Here is an 18,998-nt window from a genome sequence, read left to right as displayed (position 1 = left end):
CCCTCTGCCATTCGCGGAAGAGGAAGCACGTCGGCAGTTGTCAGATTTTGCCGGTCAGTCCGATGCGATAGATATTGGCGAATGTCCCGGTGTCTTCGTCATTGCCTCGTTGATAAGTCAGCGCGAGGGCGAGATGGCCGGCATCGTCGATATTGTATTTCAGCGTGGCGTCCAGCCATGAGAGCTCGGTGCGCGAATAGGTTTCGTGCGCCCAGTGATAGCTGAACGAAGCGCTCATCCTGCCCAGAAAGCCTTTCTCGAGCGGATCGGGGAAAAGATGCGCGGTGACCTGGGGGCCAATGCGTAGCGCCCGGGTCATATTGTTGAAATCGAGCAACTGGCCCTTCCCGGTGGTCTGATTGTACTGCAGCAGAATTTCGGGATCGAAGCGCAGGATGACTGGCAGACCCAGCGGATGCGGTATCGGCCTCTGAAAGTAGAGCTGGAGCGACGTCGGGAGATATTCGAGCGTCACAGCCGCCGACGACGTTTGTTTGATGTTGTTCTCGACGCCGCCTCCGCGAAGACGGAAGAAGTGTCCGCCATCGGGGACGAGATAGCCAATTTCGGCGGCAACGCCATAGGCCAGCTTGTCGACATTGGAGTCCGCGAATTCGGACGCCGAGTTGAAGGCCCGATTGACCGTGACATAGGTGGCAAGGCTTTTCGCGCCTGGATCCCACCAGGCGACGGAATCGTGCACCGACGAGTAGGAGAGCGCGGCGGTGCCGTTGATCGCCCAGATCTGGTTATGGTTCGCACGATCGCCGGCGAACGCGATTTCCGCGCCTGTGGCCTTGTCGACACTCATGGGACAATCCAGAAAGCCGATGTCTTTCCAGTCCCGCCGCAGAAGAAACGTCAGGCCGGGACATTTACTGTGTTCGATCAAGGCATTCGTTGATTTCTCCCGCTTTCTGACCAGCGTTCCCATATCGTCCAGATAGGCGACCGACTGGATGGGTACGGCGACCGTTGGCGTTGCGGCCGCCGGACTGGTCCGGTTGGCCGCCCGTCGTTTTGTTCTTGTTGCCGCCGCGATCTTGTTTTGCGCTTCGGCAAGTTTGTCGCCGTCGCCTCTCGCGATGATGCCGTCGATGACCTCCTGCTCATGGGCCGTCAGTGCGCCTGCATGCGCCTCGCAACCGAGCATGACAGAGGCGCATAGTGCGAGGGCGGATATCTGCCGCGAATAGGTCATCGCACGCGCCCCATCTCTTTGAGAACGCAGGCGATGTCGCCGCAGACCAGAATGGCTGCGGGGCTCACATTGACGCCATGCTCGATAATGTTCGCGGCCAGAACGGAATTCGCTTCACCACCATATCCAAGGGCGTCGAGGCCGGTGTCGTCAGGGTAGTCGCCGTCAAAAATGTCGTGAAGTATTCCCCTGTTCGTTTGGCGAGCAGTGGCGCGTGGGCGCAGGGTGTCGAATCGAAGTCGCCCAAGTGGCTTGAGAGACGTGTCGCTTACCAGCGTGCGTTCTGCCAGCGCGCCCTCTGCCAGCTTGCCCCCGGCCTGCTTGTCCCCGGGAATCAGAAACGGTGCCAGAATTCCGAAAAGACCTGCGATGCCTCCGGCGGCCCATTCCGGCAGGCCATAGGCGCCGAGCGGGGACGGTGGGCCCATGGCACACGCCCAAAGCACAAACGCGATCGACGATACGAGGACGCTGGCCCATTGTGGCTTCGCCGGTTCGGTGCTGTCGCGGGGCATGCTGGAATATGCGCGAAGGCAAATGCATGCGAGCAGGCACAGGCCAAACCAGTAGAGGAGTGCGTTATTTGTGACCCAGGCCGCCTTGGCCGCGAGATAGATGGCGACGATTTCCGTCGGGATCAGCTTGAGGAGCGCAGACAGATAATTGTCTGGAGGTGCGCTGGCCGCTGGCGCGGCGTTGGAAGATCTGAGATTGCCTGCTGCGGTTGCCGCAGGTGCTGCGTAAATGCGTGTCCCGCCCCTGATAAAATCGACCATATATCCATACCCCCCTTGGATGGCGAGGGACTCGATCGAACTCTGTGGGAGGGCCACCAGCGTCAGACAGGCTGCGTGCAAGGAGGTCGATCTCAAGGCAGGCAGATATCAAGACAGGCAGATCTGATGAGAAAAATGGTTTGTCGTGCCACAAAGCTAAATGGAAATGCCCCGCCGGTTAAAAAAATCATCGATCCCGGCCAGGCAAGAATACACGTCGTAGTTGATGAGTCCAGATGTATCACAGGAGAATTGACGGTGCGCGCGAGGCTCGCCGCGTCCGCCCATCCGGATGAAGCGTGACGACGCCATGGTGGTGATCGTCGCGCCATCGGGCATCGCGTCATCTGGAATGAGACCAGACGCATCGGTGGTCGCCGTCATCCGGCGTCGCACTCACAAGCGCTTACACAAAAACAAACGGCGCGCTCATCGCGCGCCGCTTGCTCACTTCCCACCCGATCAGATAATCGACCGGTCCACATGGCGCACTTCGCCGGTGCGCGCATCGATGTCGACCTGAATCCATTTGCCGTATTGATCGCGGCCCTCGATCTCCCATTCGTTGTCGTCGAAATGGGTGTTCTGCACCGTCACCACGCCGATTCCCGACGCGATCGCCAGCGCATCCTGCAGCGTCAGCGGGCCGGATGGCACCACTACGGCCGCGCGCGGCGCGGGCTGGCGCATATAGACATCGGCGGCGAAGGCCGGCGCCGCGACGCCAATCGCGCCCGCCAGTGCCAGCGGAAGCAAGGCCTTCGAAAATACGGCCTTCTTCAAAATCTGTTGCATCGAAATCTCCTCATCTGTCCCACGCGCCGCATGCGGCGCAACCGGGTTAAGAACGGTGCACGCTGCACTGCGTTCCCGGAGGAAATGAGGCGATTTGGTGCGGGAAAAGCGGTGATGCGCTATACTGGCAGCAGCACATCAGCACTCTCACGAATGAGATTTTTGGTCGAGGTCAGTGATGACAAAGAAAGCGGGCAAAGCGTTGGTGAAAAACCGCGACGTCCGTGGGTGAGGGGCCTTGCGCTTACTCTGCTGCGCTCACCGCTGGCAGCGCGAACGTCTCGATTCGCGTGAGGTCGAGCTTGCCGGATGCCTGATCGATAGCGAAGCCCACCACATCGCCGTTGGCGTCGAGATCGACCACCAGTCCTGCGACGATTTCCCGGCTCGCGGCGCCGGGCGCATCCTTCAGTGCGATATAGAGACTGTCAGGATTTTTATTCCGCTGAGATGTCGGGGCCCGGCGGGCCCGTTCGTCATGGATGTATCGGGCGGCGGAAGCTGCCCGCCGGACGACAACCGAAGTAACCGAGCCACAGGAAGAAGCCCATGCCCAGCACGATCCGTCTGCATCGCGTCATTGCCACCAAGCCCGAGAAGCTTTACCGCGCGTTCCTCGAACCTGACGCGATTGCGAGCTGGCTTCCGCCCTTCGGGTTCACATGCACCGTCCATGAGCTGGATGCGAAGGTCGGTGGCCATCACAGGATGTCATTCCGGAACTTCACCACGGGCGGCAGTCACTCCTTTGGCGGGACCTATCTGGAGCTCGTTCCCGGTGAGCGTCTCGTCTACACCGACCGCTTCGATGATCCCAGCCTGCCGGGCGAGATGAAGGTCACGGTGACGTTGAAGGCCGTGTCTGTCGGCACGGAGGTGAACATCGAGCAGCAGGGCGTGCCCGACGTGATCCCGGCCGAGGCCTGCTATCTCGGCTGGCAGGAATCCCTGCGCAAGCTCACGAAACTCGTCGAGCCCGAGATCAACCAGTAGCGCCGTCGCTTCCGGAACGGCTTGGGGAAATTCAATCAACAGCAGGAAGGAGCGCCAGCCATGGCACTCGCCCGTGTCCAACATGTCTCCGTCTCGCTCGACGGTTTCGCTACCGGCGAAGGCCAGAGCCTTGACGCGCCGTTCGGCCATGCCGGCGAGCGGCTGCACCAATGGATGTTCGCGACCCGATGGGGTCGCCAGATGCTCGGCCAGCCCGGCGGCACGGCGGGCATCGACGACGCGTTCCTGCGGCTGTTCGCGCCCGGGATCGGCGCCGAGATCATGGGCGCCAGGAAGTTCGGTCCTCCCACATGGCATGAGGATCCGGACTGGAAAGGCTGGTGGGGTCCCAACCCGCCGTTCCATACGCCGGTCTTCGTCCTCACCCATCATCCGCGCGCATCGATCGAAATGGAGGGCGGCACGGTGTTCCACTTCATCGACGCTTCGCCTGCCGAGGCCCTTGAGACGGCCCGCGAGGCTGCGGGCGGCAAGGACGTGCGCATCGGCGGAGGTCCCACCACGATCCGCGACTTCCTTGCCGCCGGGCTCGTCGATCACATGCACATCGTGGTGGTTCCGATCCTGCTCGGCCGCGGCGTGCGCCTGTGGGATGGCGTGGAGGGTCTTGAGAAGGACTACGAGATCGAGACGACATCCTCTCCCGGCGGGGTCGTACACATGACATTCGCTCGAAAGCACAAACCGCTATGAGAAATGCCATGTTGTCGAACTGCCGAAGGCGCGTTCGGTAACGGCGCGCTCCACGACATGAGGAACCGATGGTCCGTTTGGCGTAGGGGAGTGCCGAGACCACCAGATCGATGATGACCGTTTCGTTGCAGTCTGTGATCGGAATATTCGGAAAGCACCCAAGGTCGCGCCGGGGCAAGCTCGGGAGGCCGGGCTGGCTGGCGCGATGTGCGGAAACTGCAATGTTGCAATGCGGTATTGAACTGTGCAATGCAGCAAAAGAGGTCTAGGCTCCTCGTTCAATCCTACGAGGAGATTAACAGTGAAGATGACTTTATCGATCGCCGTCGCGGCCGTGATCTCGATTGCGGGTGGCTGCGCCGGCTTCGCTGCGGAGTTGCCGACCTATGGATCGGCGGGTTTGCCGATATCGGCGGTGCAGGTTCGCGTGCTGGGAGCTGCGAACGTCCAGGAACAGTCGGCAGCGCCAACCTCCACGGCGTCTCTGCATCAGCTGAGAGTTCTGGCACCGCGGACGGAAATGACGACCGCGACGGCACCAACCCGGACCGAAACCGCTCGCTCACTTCGTTGACCGGCACCTCGTACCGATATCGCCGCGTCTTTCATTTTCGAAAGGGCTTCGCGTGCACATCAGGGCGGTGCCGCACCTCTCCCCGCCGGGGAGAGGTCGCCGCGTCTTCGCGGCGGTGAGGGGGCTCAGGGCAGACGGGCGATCCATCTGCTCAATGTTACCAATCCCGTGATATCTCTATCAGACGAGAGCTTCGCGATGACCTCGACAGCTAAAAAACCCGACTAACAAAGGGCGCGAAAAAGCGGGCGATGACGGCCGGCAAAAAGGCCGGGACAACACGCGCGACAAAGGGCAACACCCGCCTGACCCTGGAGCTGCTGGAAACGGCGCGTCACATGCACGCCAGCGGTGCTCTTACAGACGTTGGAGCCACAGCATTTTCTGGCGTGATCCCACCGAAGTACGGGGGCATCTAGCGGCGCGCCGCCGTCGCCAACCGTCGATAAGAACTACTATTAGCAAGATTTGGCGACACAACTCGAATTTGATCCAGCGCGTCAGTCAAATCATAGGGAATTACCGATCCCTCGGAGCTTCCTATAGTTAAGTCGAGCAGTCGTAACAGAGCTTCAGATTCGGCAGGAGTATCAATTTTTGATAGCTTCTTGACGCCGCCTTCGTCACCGCGCAGCCCATAGTCGTGCATTGACCAGCATTCGAACGGAACAAGAAAACGTTCAATGACACGAACCGCTTGTGCGAATGCCTCGCCAGAAGTTGCTGGTAGGTCTGCAAGTGCCCGACTTACACTTGGTGTCGTTAGCGATCTCTCTTGGGGCCATACCTCGTTAAGAAATGGCATAGCTGCAGACCGGAAAAGATCGGCAGCCGATTGGCTGTCGAGTTCAGTCGCCTGTTGTGCCGATAGTTGGCGAATATATCGCTGCACTGCATTGGCCGCGTTTGCCCGCACTTCGTCGTCGAGGGTTCGGAGTGTCTGCTGCAGGCGTGAATTCGGCACCGCCGGTTCGCGCTTCTCGCGGAATGCATGCAGAGATTCCACAACCAAACTGAAAACCAGTCCGCGCCGAGTGTCCCGACTCAAGCGCCGATCTGTGGCTTTCGTCGCCATTGCGCCACCAATAATCTTGAGAACGTCAGTAAAATGAGTCCGTCGTCCAATTGCCTGCCAAAGTGCAATCGAAGCGCCGTCGTCCTTCAAAAGCGGGGTGATCAATTTCTCTTGTGTCCACGCCGCGTCAGCGTTCAAAAAATAGGGGAGCGCTTCGATTAACCTGTGTCGCGCGACCAAATCGCTACGCCCACTTGCCTTGATTAAAAGGTCTCGCATTTCTCGTAGCGGCGTGCCGGCTGCAAAAGGTGTTGCTACCGTTTTCAATGAAGGACATGCCTGCAGGAATGCCCCTACAAGTCGCCCAGTAGGTGTATTCAGGGTATCAAGATCCTTTGGCTCGGTAGCGTTGCCATTTTCGGTATCAGCGATGACATTCAACGCTGCGCTATCGCGCTCTTTGTCTGGCCTGGTATTAGTAGCCTCAATCGCAAGTGGCCAAAGGCGAAGCCACGCCTGCGGTCCTGAATGGGACAATGGAAGCTGTTTTCCCCACGAATCCAGCCAATAGCTCAGTCCTTCGATTGCCGCACGTATTGTGGCTTCAGAAATTTTCAGTAAAAGCCCAAAAACAAGATCGGCTTCGCCGTGCAGGTCGCGCTGTGACGCTTCATTGGAGGCTGAACTACGTGGCGTATGTCCCCAGCCCACGCGATTCCATACCATGGGAAATTCATCCCCCCCATCTTTAACACTAGCCAAGTCCTTGATGACGTGAACTACATGCTCATCCAGCGTTAGCCAATAATTTGCACTCTGTGCAGGGTCATCGTCCCACCCGCCGCGTTTAGTTGCGAACGCCGTTTCAAGCGCGCGAAGGCGTTCTTCCCCTTGGATGGAGCTATAGCGATCATCAGGTGTAGCTACGACGGATCGAACCTTTGGCCCTTCAGAAAAACCTTCATGAACACTCATGTTCTGTAGGTCGTCGAACTGATGAATGTTCGATCTAAGCCAAAGTTTGGAGGTTGGCGGCAGTTCACCTCCGGCTACCTCGATCCGCCTCAGTTCTCTAACGACCCAATAAAGTCGCGCATTCTTAACCTTGCTTAGCTCAATCGTCTTAGGCCAAAAATTGCGAGGGGGGCCCTTACGTATACGAGTAACTATCGCGTTTTGGCTTTTTGGCTCAAGCTCATGAAAACGCCGAGCTCGCAACTCGGCAATTTCGGGGAACGTATCCAAATCCCAAAATTCACGCTCATCGAGCGTAGCAAGGAAGTCCGTAACTTGGTCTGTGGAAACTAGTTGGTTACTTTTGGCTATGGCTGCCCACAACCGAATGTGGACTGACGAGTGTCCGTGTTGCCAACGCTGAACAAACGGTATGGCTGCTCTAGGCTCAAGATCTGAGATTCGAGAAACTACGGCATAGAACAGCTTTACGGAAGGAGCGATACCATGATGGTAAGCATCTGGATCTTGGTCATCCTCTTCGTTCGGATCTGGGGCGACGTATTCTACGCGCCCTAGGTCTCCGAGTTTCCAGAGTTGTGTCTTGCCGTCCCAGCCGAGGCGCCGCCCAATGTCTAGTCCATGATTGAACGCGCGCTCTAAGGCATTTGCCAAAGCTTTCAAAAACGCGACATCTTCAAGCTCGTGCAGCCCAATGATCTTTAGATCTACGATGTCTCCACTTGATAGGCGTGCTGACAGTAGGTCGTCGAATTTTCGAGGTCGGCGAGGTCTCTTGATGAAATTCCAGCGCCACGCATCGTTGGGTTCGACGCTCAATCTAGGTGCAACGAGGTTCACGATGGCGGAAATGATCGAGCCGGATCGATCCCCCGATCGAAGTCGCTCTTGAATCCCATATATTGCTGTTGAGGGGCCTTTTTCTACAGCCGGCTCAGACCATGCTTCTTCGATGAGGCGCCAAGCTGTTGCCCAAGGCTCCGAAAGTGATCGCGTGTTGGAGTGAGTCAGTATCTCTTCAATCGCAACGCGTGGGATATGATCTGAAGCTTTCAGGTTCAGCGCCCAATCAATAGTGCTCGATTGCGTGAGACGATCTTCAAGAAAAACAATCGTTGCTCGAAATGCCGCGAGATTCTGTTCGTCTAGATGTATCCAGGATGGTATCACTGGCGACGCCCCCACTCTCTTTCAGTTCCGATCTTAATGATGGCATCAAGCCAACCAAGATCAGCTTTTGCCTTTGAGGCGAGTGTAGATAGCCGAACGCGCTCACTAGTATTGCTGCGTCGTACTAGGTGATCGAAGAGATCGCGGTCTGCATCAGAGGCCGCCGCTCTGGATAGCTTTACGATGCGTCGAATTTCTGAATCAATCTTTGTCTTCTTTCCGTTGATGGCGGAAAGTTCAGCCCAGCGATCAAACGTAGTTCGTAATGTGGTATGCCCTCCCTTCCCATCATAGTAGATGGGCGTTATGCCTCGCGCCTTCCAGTCTTCCAAGGCAACAGGGTCGGGGCTGTCTGTTCCAAAAAACGTAAAACGTTCTTTTAGGTCATCAAAGCGGGTCCCGTCTGCTGCAACGGCATTCAGGAGGTACCTCATCGGCGGATCGTTGGCGCTGTAGCCGACCAGCACTAGATGGAAGAGGCGGGCAGCGTCATAAATAAAATCTGGAACGACGCGCCGTCGCAAATAGAACTCGCCAAAATCTTGATCGGTAAGTACGAGTTCCGAAAATCGCTGAGAGCTCCTATTAAGCGCTCCGTGTATATGGAGAACGCCGGAAAAATCAGTTTGCCTTGTCGGTCGCGGAATAGATCCAAGTGAGTAAGTCTCTATAGGCGATCGAGTATGTTTCGCTGCGTCTTGTAGGAGTAGATCGAAATTGGTCGTAACGATAGTCGTCGCGCCACCACGGTTCGCGAGTCGCATGAGGGCGTGGTGAATTGGTGCAGGTTTGCTGCCATTGATTTGTAGTCGACGGGCGACTTCCTGTCGCACCCGGCTGTTTCCATGTGTCTGATTGTCGAGTCGCCGTTCTAGCATTCCAAGGACAACGTCATAGTCGCCGCTAATGAAGCGTCTTACTTCTGCTGTTTGACGGTCAGTTAGATGCGAGCAGCTCCCTTGCCATTGATTGCATGCGCCTCTTGGAATTTTCTGAAGTACAAGATGTACGGTCGCATCGAGCGCAGCGTAGACATCGATAACGAGCTCGCGGAAATCAGGTAGGTTCGCTGGCTTGGAAATACCTGCGCCGCAAATGAAAAGTACCTCGCCTCGCGCATGCGCGAGCAGTAATCTTTCAGGTATAGTCGCCAAGTTTGGGCCAAGGGATATTACTCGGTCCTCTGTTGATGCCTTGCCGACCATGCAGTCTCTCGCAATTTAGGTGCTCAAGCTGAAAGTCAGGCTTGCTGATCGTTGATGCAAGAGAAGGTTGCGTAGTCGCGCTAGAGCTCCACAAGCATTAGATGACGTGCTGCCTAGTCTGGTTTGTGAATTGCAGCTTGAGACAAAATTTATCGCTCAAACGCAAAAACGGCCGGATCTTGCGATCCGGCCGTTTTCAAATTTCAATCCGCTCAATGCGAGCGGCGGGTCAGGCTCAGGCCGCGACTGCTGCGGTCTCGGCCTTCTTCTTTTCGATGGCGCGCTTGAGCAGCACGGCCTTCTGCGACAGCTCGCTCTCGCGGGCCTTGATCAGATAGGCGTCGAAGCCACCGCGGTGGTCGACCGACTTCACGGCATTCGCCGACACGCGCAGGCGCACGCCGCGGCCGAGCACGTCGGAAAGGAAGGTCACATTGACCAGGTTCGGCAGAAACCGGCGCTTGGTCTTGATGTTCGAATGGCTCACCTTGTGGCCCACCTGGGGGCCCTTCAGTGTCAGTTCACAGCGCCGAGACATGGCGAAAATCCTCTGTCATCCCCGCAGCTAAAAGGCGAAGAGCCCAAAGCCGGGCAGGGGGTCAAAAATCACGTCCATTTCAGGAGTGGCGGACGTATAGGGGGCTTGGCCGCGATCGTCAAGATATCCGGCCAGCTAAAGTCGCGGCAAAACCGGCAAAAGCCTGCGCATTCGGCGGCTGTATAGCCCGGCCTACGAGCGGAAACCACATGGAATCTGGCGCGGTTCCCATCATATAAACGACGTATTCGGGCCGGAAACAGGTCGCTCCAGCCCAATTGAGCGATGCGGCCCTGGGCCTTTGGCCGGGGATCGCCGACCAGGTGATATCAGCAAGTGAGCCTTCGCACGCCCCGCTTTGTGACCCGACCGGTGACGACCCCGCGGACCGCCGCGCCCGCAAGAGTGCGATTTGCGGGCTTTGGCGCGCGTTTCGCCGTCGCCGCGGGCCTGATGCTGCCGGTTTTGCCGGTGGACGCCTCCGCGCAGGTGCAAGGCCAGATCCAAAGCCAGACCCAAGGCCAAGCTCAAGGCCAGAGCCCGGCCGCCGTGCCGGTTCAGGCACCCGCGCAGGCGGTGTTGGCGGGCGGCAAGCTGGAGGCCAAATATGAAGCCAGCCTCGCCGGCATCGCGGTGGGCAAGGGCCAGTGGGCCATCGACATCAATGAAGACCAGTATTCCGCGACGGCCAGTGGCGGCACCGCTGGTCTGCTGAAGGCATTTGCCGGCGGCTCGGGCTCCGGCCAGTCCACCGGCCGCGTGGTCGCGGGCGCGCTGGTGCCGTCGAATTATCAGGCCGTCACCACCTCCGCGAAGAAGTCCGAGACGATCAAGATGCTGATCACGCCGGGCTATGTGAAGGAGTTCTCCATCGAGCCGGAGCCGCCACTCGACCCCGAGAAGATTCCGATCACCGATGCGCATCGCCGCAACGTGATCGATCCGATGACCGGCTCGCTGATGCGCGTCGGCGGCACCGGTGAATTGCTGACGCCGGATTCGTGCCGCACCGGCGCGTCGATCTTCGATGGCCGCATGCGCTACGATCTCAAGCTCGACTACAAGCGCATGGAAAGCGTGAAGGCCGAGAAGGGCTATCGCGGACCTGCCATCGTCTGCGCCGTCTATTTCACGCCGATCGCCGGCTATGTGCCCGACCGCGCCGCCATCAAATATCTCGCCGCCCAGCGCAATATCGAAGTGACCCTGGTGCCGATCGCCGGAACCCGCGTGCTGGTGCCGTATCGCATGGTGGTGCCGACCCCGCTCGGCGTCGCCATGCTGGAAGCCACCGAATTCGTCACCACCCCCGCGCCGGCCAAGGCCGTGGCGAAGACGAACTGAATCGACGAACGAGCGGAGCGCGAGGACACGTTCAAAGGAGGCAACCCACTCCGGCCTCATCCTGAGGAGCCCCGTCTTCGGGGCGTCTCCTGCGAATGGCAAAGCCATTCGCCCGGGATCGATGCAAGCTCCGGCCCGCCAGCTCATGGTTCGAGACGCGCGAAGGCGCGCTCCTCACCATGAGGGACCGAGACGGGACGCTGCCGCAATGATGCCGCAAGATAAAGTGCGCCATCGCAGCATCGTCGCAAACGCGCCGCAGGATTTGCGCAGGATCTCGGCTTGACTCAAAGCCGGTTCGGAGTCCGTGCGCTGTTCATAACTTCGGGGATTTGTCGGCCCTTGTTGCGCTGTCACAAACTTGATCTAGTCAGTCTCGGAGAATGTCAGCGCGAGATGTTGGGGTGATGCGGCCAGGGAGGTGCCGAGTCACCGATTCGGGCCGCTTTCGTTCCGGACTCGTTCCAAACCATCAAAAAGCGCGGCTCTGAAGCGTCGTAACCTGTCTCGGTCTTGACAGTCGGCGACGCGGAAATATCTGAAAACATGGCCTTTTTGTCTTCTCCGCCCACGCTGTCCAACGGCAGGGCCCCCGGCGCCGGCGTCACCGCGGTGCTCGGCCCCACCAATACCGGCAAGACCCATCTCGCCATCGAGCGCATGCTCGCGCATTCGTCGGGCATCATCGGCCTGCCGCTGCGCCTGCTGGCGCGTGAGGTCTATAATAAAATTTTGGACCGCGTCGGCCCTGAAGCCGTGGCGCTGATCACCGGCGAAGAGAAGATCAAGCCCGCAAAGCCGCGCTATTGGGTCTCCACCGTCGAGGCGATGCCGCGGGATCTCGACGTGTCGTTTCTGGCCGTCGACGAGATCCAGATCGCGGCAGATCTGGAGCGCGGCCACGTCTTTACGGATCGCATCCTGCATCGCCGCGGCCGCGACGAGACGCTGCTGCTCGGCGCCGCCACCATGCGCCCGATCATCGAGCGGCTGCTGCCCGGCGCCAGCATCGTCACACGGCCGCGTTTGTCGCATCTGGAATTTGCCGGCGATCGCAAGATCACGCGGCAGCCGCGCAGGACAGCGATTGTCGCGTTTTCCGCGGACGAAGTTTACGCCATCGCCGAACTGATCAAGCGCCAGCACGGCGGCGCTGCAGTCGTACTGGGCTCGCTATCGCCGCGCACCCGCAATGCGCAGGTGGCGATGTTCCAGAATGGTGACGTTGACTACTTAGTGGCAACCGACGCGGTCGGAATGGGCCTCAATCTCGACGTCGACCACGTCGCCTTTGCCAGTGATCGCAAATATGACGGCTACCAATTCCGCCGTCTCACGCCGTCGGAATTCGCGCAGATCGCTGGCCGCGCCGGCCGCGCCACGCGCAACGGTACCTTCGGCACCACCGGTCGCTGCGAGCCGTTCGAGCCCGAGCTCGTCAATCAGCTGCAGAACCACATCTTCGAGCCGGTGAAGGTGCTGCAGTGGCGCAATTCGAAGCTGGATTTCTCATCGATCGCGTCGCTGCAGGTGTCGCTGGCGGAGGTGCCGCGCCATGAGGCGCTGACCCGTGCGCCGATCGCCGAGGACCTGCGCGTGCTCGATCATGCCGTCCGTGACGTCGACGTGCGCGAAATGGCGCAGGGCAAGGCCGCCGTCGAGAAACTGTGGGACGCCTGCCAGATTCCAGATTACCGCCGCATCGCGCCCGCTGCACACGCAGAGCTGGTAGTCACTATCTTCAACTTCCTGATGCAGCGTGGGCGCATCCCGGATGCCTGGTTTGGCGCTCAAATCGCGCAAGCTGACCGAACCGATGGCGATATCGACACGTTATCGGGCCGAATCGCGCAAATCCGGACCTGGACATTCGTGGCAAATCGTCCCGATTGGCTCTCAGATCCGGATCATTGGCAGGGAATTTCGCGCGAATTGGAAAATAAACTGTCAGATGCCCTTCATGAGAGGCTCACTGAGCGTTTCGTTGATCGTCGTACCAGTGTATTGATGCGCCGCTTGCGGGAAAACACGATGCTGAATACTGAAATTGGTAAGACGGGCGAAGTGATCGTAGAGGGCCATGTGATTGGCCGTCTCGACGGATTTACATTTTTGCCCGATGCGGCCGAGGCTGGCTCGGATGCGAAGGCCTTGCAGGCCACGGCGCTGAAGGCGCTGGCCGGCGAGATCGACGCGCGCGCCGAGAAACTCGGCAACGCGCCGGACGATCAGTTCGTGCTCGCCTCCGACGGCACAATGCGCTGGACCGGCGATGCGGTGGCCCGTCTGGTCGCAGCCGACGATGTGCTGCATCCCCGTCTCCGCATCATCGCCGATGAGCGCCTCTCCGGCGCGCCGCGCGATGCGGTTCAGGCTCGCCTCGATCTCTGGCTGAAGACGCATATCGAGAAGCTGCTCGGGCCGCTGTTCGATCTCACCAAGGCCGAAGACATCACCGGTATCGCGCGCGGCATTGCGTTCCAGCTCACTGAAGCGCTGGGCGTGCTGGAGCGGCAGAAGATCGCGACCGAGATGAAGGATCTCGATCAGCCGTCGCGCGCGACCTTGCGCAAATACGGCGTGCGGTTCGGCGCCTATCACATCTATATTCCCGGTCTGCTGAAGCCTGCGGGGCGTTCGCTCGCGGCGCTGCTCTGGGCGCTGAAGCAGGACAATGTCGACATGTCGGCGCTGTCGAGCGCGCAGCATCTCGCAGGGTCGGGCCGTACATCCTTCCCGGTCGACAAGCTGCTCGATCGCGATGCCTATCGCGTGCTCGGCTATCGCCAGTGCGGCGAGCGCGCCGTGCGCGTCGATATTCTCGAACGTCTTGCCGATCTGATCCGTCCAGCTCTCGCTTGGCGCGAAGCGTCACCGGGCGAGAAGCCCGCCGGCGCCTTCGATGGCCGCCACTTCGTGGTGACGCAGGCGATGACCTCGCTCACCGGTTCGGCCGGCGAAGATTTCGCCTCGATCCTGCGTGCCCTCGGCTATCGCATGGAGAAGAAGGCGCCGCTGCCGCCGGCACCGCCGAAGCCGGTCGCTGCGACGACGCCGATCGAGGTCAAGGCAGACGACAACACCGGCGATCAGCCCGACGCCCTGGTGGGACTTGCCGAGGCTGACAAGCCCGGTGAGGACAATGTCATTGCGGTCGAGGCTGCCGCTGAGGCAGCCGAGACGGTTGAGATCGCGACGGCCGAGGCAGCCGCCGATGCAACTGCTGATGCAGCTCCGGTTGAAGAAGCCGCGGCTGTACCGTCGGCATCGCTGTTGCCCGAAGTCGCGCTGGTGCCCAGCGCCGCGCCCGAAGCGGCGCCTGTTGAAGAGACGGCTTCCGTCGAAGCGCAACCAGAGCCCGCTGCGGCCGTTGCCGAAACCGGGACTGCTGCTGAGACCGCACCTGCTGCAGTGGCCGATGCTGCTGCGCCTGCCGAGGGCGACGCCGCTGCGGTTCCTGCCGTCGCTGCCGAGCCCGAACTGGTCGAAGTCTGGCGTCCGGGTGGCCGTTCGGAAGAACGCCGTCCGCCGCGCCACGACCGCAACCGCCACCATCGCAACACCAACGCCCCGCAGGGCGCTGCGCAGTCGGCTCCCGCCGAAGGCGCCGTGGCCGATGGCGAAAAGCGCGAGCGGCATGATCGCGGAGGCCAAGGGCGCCGCGATCGCAACAATAACAACGAGTTCCGTCGTCCGCGCAGCGATGCACCGGCCGCCGCGGTCTCCGCCGAAGGGGCGCCGAACCGCGACAACCGTGGCAATCGCGGTAACCGCGACAACAAGCCGGGCGATGCCGGTCGTCCGCCGCGTGAGCGCGAACGCTTCCAGGGCAAGGGCAAAGGCCCCTTCAAGGGCGGCGACAAGGGCCGTGAGGGCCGTGGCAACGACCGCGGCGGCGCGACCCGTCCGTTCGCAACATCGGCCGCACCGCGCGAACGGGACCGTCCGATCGATCCGAACTCCCCCTTCGCGAAACTCGCCGCGCTCAAGGAACAGCTCAGCGGCCGCAAGGATTGATGCAGGTCATGTAAGGCGGCACCGAGCCGCCATTTGGTGGTGTGTCGGTTGGAGCGCCAGCGTCTCGATAAATGGCTGTGGCACGCGCGGGTGGTAAAGGCCCGCACCAGTGCCGCTGCGCTGGTGGAAGGCGGCAAGGTTCGCATCAATGGCGAGCGCGAGAAATCGCCGGGCCATGGTGTGAAGATCGGCGACGTGCTCACGGTGGCGCTGGATCGCACCGTGCGGGTGATGAAGGTCGAGGGCTTCTCGGAACGGCGTGGCGATGCCACTGCGGCGCGCGTGCTCTATACCGATTTGCAACACCTTCCGGAGTAACTATCTAGGCTAGATGCCGCGTCCAACGATGGTTTCGTGGCAGGCTTTTTCCTTGGTCGAAATGCCCTGACCTATGCCGGCTGCATCCCTTGCGGCAGCGGGGTTGGTGCGCTACGCAAACATTGAATATCGATCGTTTCCGGAGTTCTGGATGACTTACGTCGTCACCGACAATTGCATCAAATGTAAATACACCGACTGCGTCGAAGTGTGTCCCGTGGACTGCTTCTACGAGGGTGAAAACATGCTGGTCATCCATCCGGACGAATGCATCGATTGCGGTGTCTGCGAGCCCGAATGCCCGGCGGACGCGATCAAGCCCGATACCGAAGGCAATATCGAGAAGTGGCTGCAGATCAATCTGGAACACGCCAAGACGTGGCCGAACATCACCCAGAAGATCGATGAACTGCCCGAAGCCAAGGAATTCGATGGTCAGGAAGGCAAGTACGAGAAGTATTTCTCGGCGGCGCCTGGCAAGGGCGACTGAGTTCCCCGGTCACAGGGATCAAGCAATTGATTGGGTGACCCCGATACCCCCAGCCACACGAAATTTACCCTAGCCCCGATTATGCCCCGGAAGCGGCCGCCGAGCGGCCGCGACAGGGCATAAATCATTGATTTTTGCGGGAAATGTGCTATAATAGGCACAATTCAAGAAGCTGGACCATGTGGTGCCGCTCGATTTGGCCCTGCCGGGTTCCCGTTTAAACATCAAACAGGGGCGTGGCGGTTTCCACGCGCAGGCTGTGTCACAGAAAACGCGTAAAAAGAGTGTTTCCAAGGCTGCTGTTTCGAAGAAGGCTACTGCTTCGAAGGTTTTGGATCCGAAGGCTTCCAAGAAAACAACTGCGGCGAGCCGCGTTGTGAAGGGTCCTGCTGCGAAGAATTCTGTCACCAAAGGCCGTGCCCGGGCTCCTGTCAAGGACACCCGGACCGCCGCGAAGGCTGCGGCTGAAAAGTCCTCCAAAAATAAAAGAAGTGCAATGCCCAACAAGACTGCCAAACCTGCCCCGAAGGCTGCTGCTTCGAAGACCACTGCCGCCAAGCCTGCTGCGCCGAAACCGGCTGCGAAGGCTCCCGCCGCCGCTCCTGCTGTGAAGGCTGCTGCGCCGAAGGAAGTTGCCAAGGTTGCTGCGAAGCCGGTCGTTGCCAAACCGGTTGCCGCCAAGCCGGCGCCCGCTGCGGCTCCGCGCGTCGAAGAGCCGAAGAAGCCACTGACCCAGCGTCAGGGCTTCAAGACCAACGAATTCGTTGTCTATCCGGCGCATGGTGTTGGCCAGATCCTCGCCATCGAAGAGCAGGAAATTGCAGGCGCCAGGCTTGAACTCTTCGTGATCAATTTCATGAAGGACAAGATGACCCTGCGCGTTCCGACCGCGAAGGTCGCGAATGTCGGCATGCGCAAGCTGTCCGAGCCGGCGCTGGTCAAGCGCGCGCTGGAGACACTGAAGGGCCGTGCCCGCATCAAGCGCACCATGTGGTCGCGCCGCGCACAGGAATACGAAGCGAAGATCAACTCGGGCGATATCGTTGCCATCGCCGAAGTGGTCCGCGATCTGTTCCGCTCCGACTCGCAGCCCGAGCAGTCCTACAGCGAACGTCAGCTGTATGAAGCAGCTCTCGATCGTCTGTCGCGCGAAATCGCTGTGGTTCAGCACGTCACCGAGACCGAAGCGGTCAAGGAGATCGAAGGCCAGCTCGCCAAGAGCCCGCGCCGTGGCGCCAAGGCCGAGGCAGGCGCCGAAGCCGGTGCTGACGAGGCCGACAGCGATGGTGACGATGATGTCGCCGCCGCGGACGAGGCTGCATAAGCAGCGTCTCGCAAGTTGAATACGAAAAGCCCGGCCGAGAGGCCGGGCTTTTTTGTTGTCTATGAGAAAGTACTTGGGTGGATCTCAATCCACCACGACCTTGACGCGGTCGCGGGCTTTCACGCTGGCATTGTTCTCGAGCCCGTTCAATACGCGGAAGCGCTCCAGTGGACGATCGACGCCGCTCATGCGATGCGACAGTGACTCCACGGTGTCTCCGGGCTGCACGGTGATCACCTTGATGCGCAGCGGACGGGCGGCCTGAATCTCGGCCAGGGTCAGGCGGCGGAACGAGTTAACGGTGTCGCGGGCGTTGCGTTCGCTCTCGGTGCTCTTCTGCTTGGCAGCGAAGATGAAGCGGTAGACGTCGCTGCCGAAGCGCAACGCGTAAACGCGGAATTGCCACTGGTCGCCGCGCGCGATGGCGGACGCTGCCGGGAAGCCGTTGATGGTCAGCTCTTCCGTGGTGGCTTTGTCGACATTCTCCATCCATCCGGAATTGAGGTAGTCGCTCAGCGTCTGTTCGGATGGTACGCGGACCACGTCGAAGCGCATGGCCTGATTGCCGCCTTCGCGCACGCCGATCACCGCCTGCGCCGTATTATCGAGAGTGAAGGCCTCCGGCGCCTGGAAGGTGAAGCCGAGCTTGGGATGCAGGAAGCGGCGGCCGCGCACGAAACCCTCGCTCGGGTCCTCGCCATAGACGATGCCGTCGATGGCCGAGAGATAGGTCTCGCGATCGCGCTCGCCGCCGTCGGGCGAGGAATATTGCCGCGCATTGGCTTGCGCATTCTGCACGCGCTCGGGCGTCGCCGGATGGGACGACAGGAAGTCCTGCGCGCGGGGATCGAGCGGCGTGCGGCTGGCCTTCAGCGCCGCGTTACGCTCCATCGCCGCGAGAAAGCGCGACGCGCCATAGGGATCGAACTTTGCGCGGGCCGAGATGCCTACGCCGATGCCGTCGGCTTCGAATTCCTGCGCGCGCGAGAAGCTCGCCATCGTCAGTTTGGATTTGGCGAGCGCGAGTGCGGTGAGATCGGGATCGCTGCCCATATCGGTGACGACGCGCGTGACGATCGATGCCTGCCGTGCCTGCTCCTCGCGGATGGATGCGTGCTTGGCCAGCACATGCGCCATCTCGTGCGACAGCACCGATGAAATCTCGGACGTATCGCTGGCCAGCGCGATCAGGCCGCGCGTGACATAGAGTTGTCCGGTCGGCAGGGCGAAGGCGTTGACGGCGCCCGAATTGAGGATCGTGACCTTGTAGGCCAAGTCCGGTCGCTCAGAGGCTGCGACCAGCCGATCGACGGTCTTGGTGATCAGTGATTCCAGCCGCGGGTCGTCATAGGCGCCGCCATAGGATGCGAGGATGCGCTCGTGTTCTTTCTCGGCGGCCGGGGTCTGCACCACGGCAGGCTTGGGCGGCTTGGCCGGCACCGTCGGCTTGACCGACGAGGCGGCCTCGAACCGGCTGGCATCGCCGCAGGCCGATAGAGCGAGCGCGGCGCACAGCAGGGCAGGCGCAGCCCAAAGGCGGCGGCTCAAG

Annotated in this window: 17 protein-coding genes; 8 read left to right on the top strand and 9 right to left on the bottom strand. The window is 60.4% G+C overall.

Features of this window, described 5'->3' with window-relative positions:
- Window positions 1-40: 40 nt before the first annotated feature.
- The 5 genes from AB7828_RS18900 to AB7828_RS18880 form a co-directional block, all read right to left on the bottom strand.
- Complete coding sequence (locus AB7828_RS18900) at window positions 41-1,201, bottom strand: hypothetical protein (RefSeq protein WP_439060006.1); 1,161 nt, start codon at window positions 1,199-1,201, stop codon at window positions 41-43.
- Window positions 1,198-1,977 carry a hypothetical protein gene (locus AB7828_RS18895; protein ID WP_441230874.1) on the bottom strand — a complete coding sequence of 260 codons (780 nt, stop codon included), beginning with the start codon at window positions 1,975-1,977 and terminating at the stop codon, window positions 1,198-1,200. Before AB7828_RS18895 ends, AB7828_RS18900 begins: the two co-directional genes overlap by 4 nt.
- A gap of 156 nt (window positions 1,978-2,133) precedes the next feature.
- Window positions 2,134-2,361 (bottom strand): hypothetical protein, encoded by a 228-nt coding sequence (locus AB7828_RS18890; RefSeq protein ID WP_439061991.1) that lies wholly within the window; start codon window positions 2,359-2,361, stop codon window positions 2,134-2,136.
- A 78-nt stretch (window positions 2,362-2,439) separates the two neighbouring features.
- On the bottom strand, window positions 2,440-2,772 hold the full coding sequence (locus tag AB7828_RS18885; protein ID WP_068729486.1) for a PepSY domain-containing protein: 333 nt from the start codon (window positions 2,770-2,772) through the stop codon (window positions 2,440-2,442).
- Window positions 2,773-3,016: 244 nt separating this feature from the next.
- Window positions 3,017-3,190, bottom strand: a complete 174-nt coding sequence (locus tag AB7828_RS18880; RefSeq protein WP_441232268.1) for a DUF2283 domain-containing protein — start codon at window positions 3,188-3,190, stop codon at window positions 3,017-3,019.
- Window positions 3,191-3,321: 131 nt separating this feature from the next.
- Here AB7828_RS18880 and AB7828_RS18875 point away from each other — a divergent pair, with 131 nt between their 5' ends.
- The 3 genes from AB7828_RS18875 (at window position 3,322) to AB7828_RS18865 (ending at window position 5,053) form a co-directional block, all read left to right on the top strand.
- A complete protein-coding gene (locus AB7828_RS18875) occupies window positions 3,322-3,765 on the top strand; it encodes an SRPBCC family protein (RefSeq protein WP_441230873.1) in 444 nt (147 codons plus the stop codon).
- Window positions 3,766-3,825: 60 nt separating this feature from the next.
- Window positions 3,826-4,479, top strand: a complete 654-nt coding sequence (locus tag AB7828_RS18870) for a dihydrofolate reductase family protein (RefSeq protein ID WP_441230872.1) — start codon at window positions 3,826-3,828, stop codon at window positions 4,477-4,479.
- A gap of 307 nt (window positions 4,480-4,786) precedes the next feature.
- The gene (locus tag AB7828_RS18865) at window positions 4,787-5,053 is read left to right on the top strand and encodes a hypothetical protein (protein WP_231081272.1); all 267 of its coding nucleotides are present in this window, start codon (window positions 4,787-4,789) and stop codon (window positions 5,051-5,053) included.
- Between the two features lie 415 nt (window positions 5,054-5,468).
- Here the strand turns inward: AB7828_RS18865 and AB7828_RS18860 are convergent, their stop codons facing one another.
- The 3 genes from AB7828_RS18860 to rpmB form a co-directional block, all read right to left on the bottom strand.
- Window positions 5,469-8,213, bottom strand: coding sequence for a hypothetical protein (locus AB7828_RS18860; protein ID WP_441230871.1), 2,745 nt, complete (start codon window positions 8,211-8,213; stop codon window positions 5,469-5,471).
- Window positions 8,210-9,418 carry an SIR2 family protein gene (locus tag AB7828_RS18855; protein ID WP_441230870.1) on the bottom strand — a complete coding sequence of 403 codons (1,209 nt, stop codon included), beginning with the start codon at window positions 9,416-9,418 and terminating at the stop codon, window positions 8,210-8,212. The genes AB7828_RS18860 and AB7828_RS18855 overlap by 4 nt, the downstream gene beginning before the upstream one ends.
- 235 nt (window positions 9,419-9,653) lie before the next feature.
- Entirely contained in the window at window positions 9,654-9,956 is a 303-nt protein-coding gene (gene rpmB, locus AB7828_RS18850; protein WP_089267758.1) for a 50S ribosomal protein L28, read from the bottom strand.
- A gap of 372 nt (window positions 9,957-10,328) precedes the next feature.
- Between rpmB and AB7828_RS18845 the strand changes: the two genes are divergently transcribed.
- The 5 genes from AB7828_RS18845 (at window position 10,329) to AB7828_RS18825 (ending at window position 17,449) form a co-directional block, all read left to right on the top strand.
- The gene (locus AB7828_RS18845; protein WP_441230869.1) at window positions 10,329-11,300 is read left to right on the top strand and encodes a DUF3108 domain-containing protein; all 972 of its coding nucleotides are present in this window, start codon (window positions 10,329-10,331) and stop codon (window positions 11,298-11,300) included.
- Between the two features lie 546 nt (window positions 11,301-11,846).
- On the top strand, window positions 11,847-15,317 hold the full coding sequence (locus tag AB7828_RS18840; RefSeq protein ID WP_441230868.1) for a helicase-related protein: 3,471 nt from the start codon (window positions 11,847-11,849) through the stop codon (window positions 15,315-15,317).
- 48 nt (window positions 15,318-15,365) lie between these two features.
- Entirely contained in the window at window positions 15,366-15,635 is a 270-nt protein-coding gene (locus tag AB7828_RS18835; protein ID WP_089267756.1) for an RNA-binding S4 domain-containing protein, read from the top strand.
- Window positions 15,636-15,786: 151 nt separating this feature from the next.
- Window positions 15,787-16,125 (top strand): ferredoxin FdxA, encoded by a 339-nt coding sequence (gene fdxA, locus AB7828_RS18830; RefSeq protein WP_068730400.1) that lies wholly within the window; start codon window positions 15,787-15,789, stop codon window positions 16,123-16,125.
- A 259-nt stretch (window positions 16,126-16,384) separates the two neighbouring features.
- Window positions 16,385-17,449 (top strand): CarD family transcriptional regulator, encoded by a 1,065-nt coding sequence (locus AB7828_RS18825; protein WP_439059997.1) that lies wholly within the window; start codon window positions 16,385-16,387, stop codon window positions 17,447-17,449.
- Window positions 17,450-17,533: 84 nt separating this feature from the next.
- On the opposite strand, the gene AB7828_RS18820 is transcribed toward AB7828_RS18825, so the two are convergent.
- A complete protein-coding gene (locus AB7828_RS18820; RefSeq protein WP_414716832.1) occupies window positions 17,534-18,997 on the bottom strand; it encodes a M48 family metalloprotease in 1,464 nt (487 codons plus the stop codon).
- Window position 18,998 lies beyond the last annotated feature (1 nt).

The sequence above is a fragment of the Tardiphaga sp. 215_C5_N2_1 genome, from assembly GCF_052076055.1.
Lineage (GTDB): Bacteria > Pseudomonadota > Alphaproteobacteria > Rhizobiales > Xanthobacteraceae > Tardiphaga > Tardiphaga robiniae.
This window is presented reverse-complemented; position numbering and strand designations above follow the sequence as displayed.

Coding starts and splice junctions, on each gene's coding strand:
- AB7828_RS18900 (WP_439060006.1), bottom strand. CDS start 1,201: ATGACCTATTCGCGGCAGATATCCGCCCTCGCACTATGCGCCTCTGTC.
- AB7828_RS18895 (WP_441230874.1), bottom strand. CDS start 1,977: ATGGTCGATTTTATCAGGGGCGGGACACGCATTTACGCAGCACCTGCG.
- AB7828_RS18890 (WP_439061991.1), bottom strand. CDS start 2,361: ATGACGGCGACCACCGATGCGTCTGGTCTCATTCCAGATGACGCGATG.
- AB7828_RS18885 (WP_068729486.1), bottom strand. CDS start 2,772: ATGCAACAGATTTTGAAGAAGGCCGTATTTTCGAAGGCCTTGCTTCCG.
- AB7828_RS18875 (WP_441230873.1), top strand. CDS start 3,322: ATGCCCAGCACGATCCGTCTGCATCGCGTCATTGCCACCAAGCCCGAG.
- AB7828_RS18870 (WP_441230872.1), top strand. CDS start 3,826: ATGGCACTCGCCCGTGTCCAACATGTCTCCGTCTCGCTCGACGGTTTC.
- AB7828_RS18865 (WP_231081272.1), top strand. CDS start 4,787: ATGACTTTATCGATCGCCGTCGCGGCCGTGATCTCGATTGCGGGTGGC.
- AB7828_RS18855 (WP_441230870.1), bottom strand. CDS start 9,418: ATGGTCGGCAAGGCATCAACAGAGGACCGAGTAATATCCCTTGGCCCA.
- rpmB (WP_089267758.1), bottom strand. CDS start 9,956: ATGTCTCGGCGCTGTGAACTGACACTGAAGGGCCCCCAGGTGGGCCAC.
- AB7828_RS18840 (WP_441230868.1), top strand. CDS start 11,847: ATGGCCTTTTTGTCTTCTCCGCCCACGCTGTCCAACGGCAGGGCCCCC.
- fdxA (WP_068730400.1), top strand. CDS start 15,787: ATGACTTACGTCGTCACCGACAATTGCATCAAATGTAAATACACCGAC.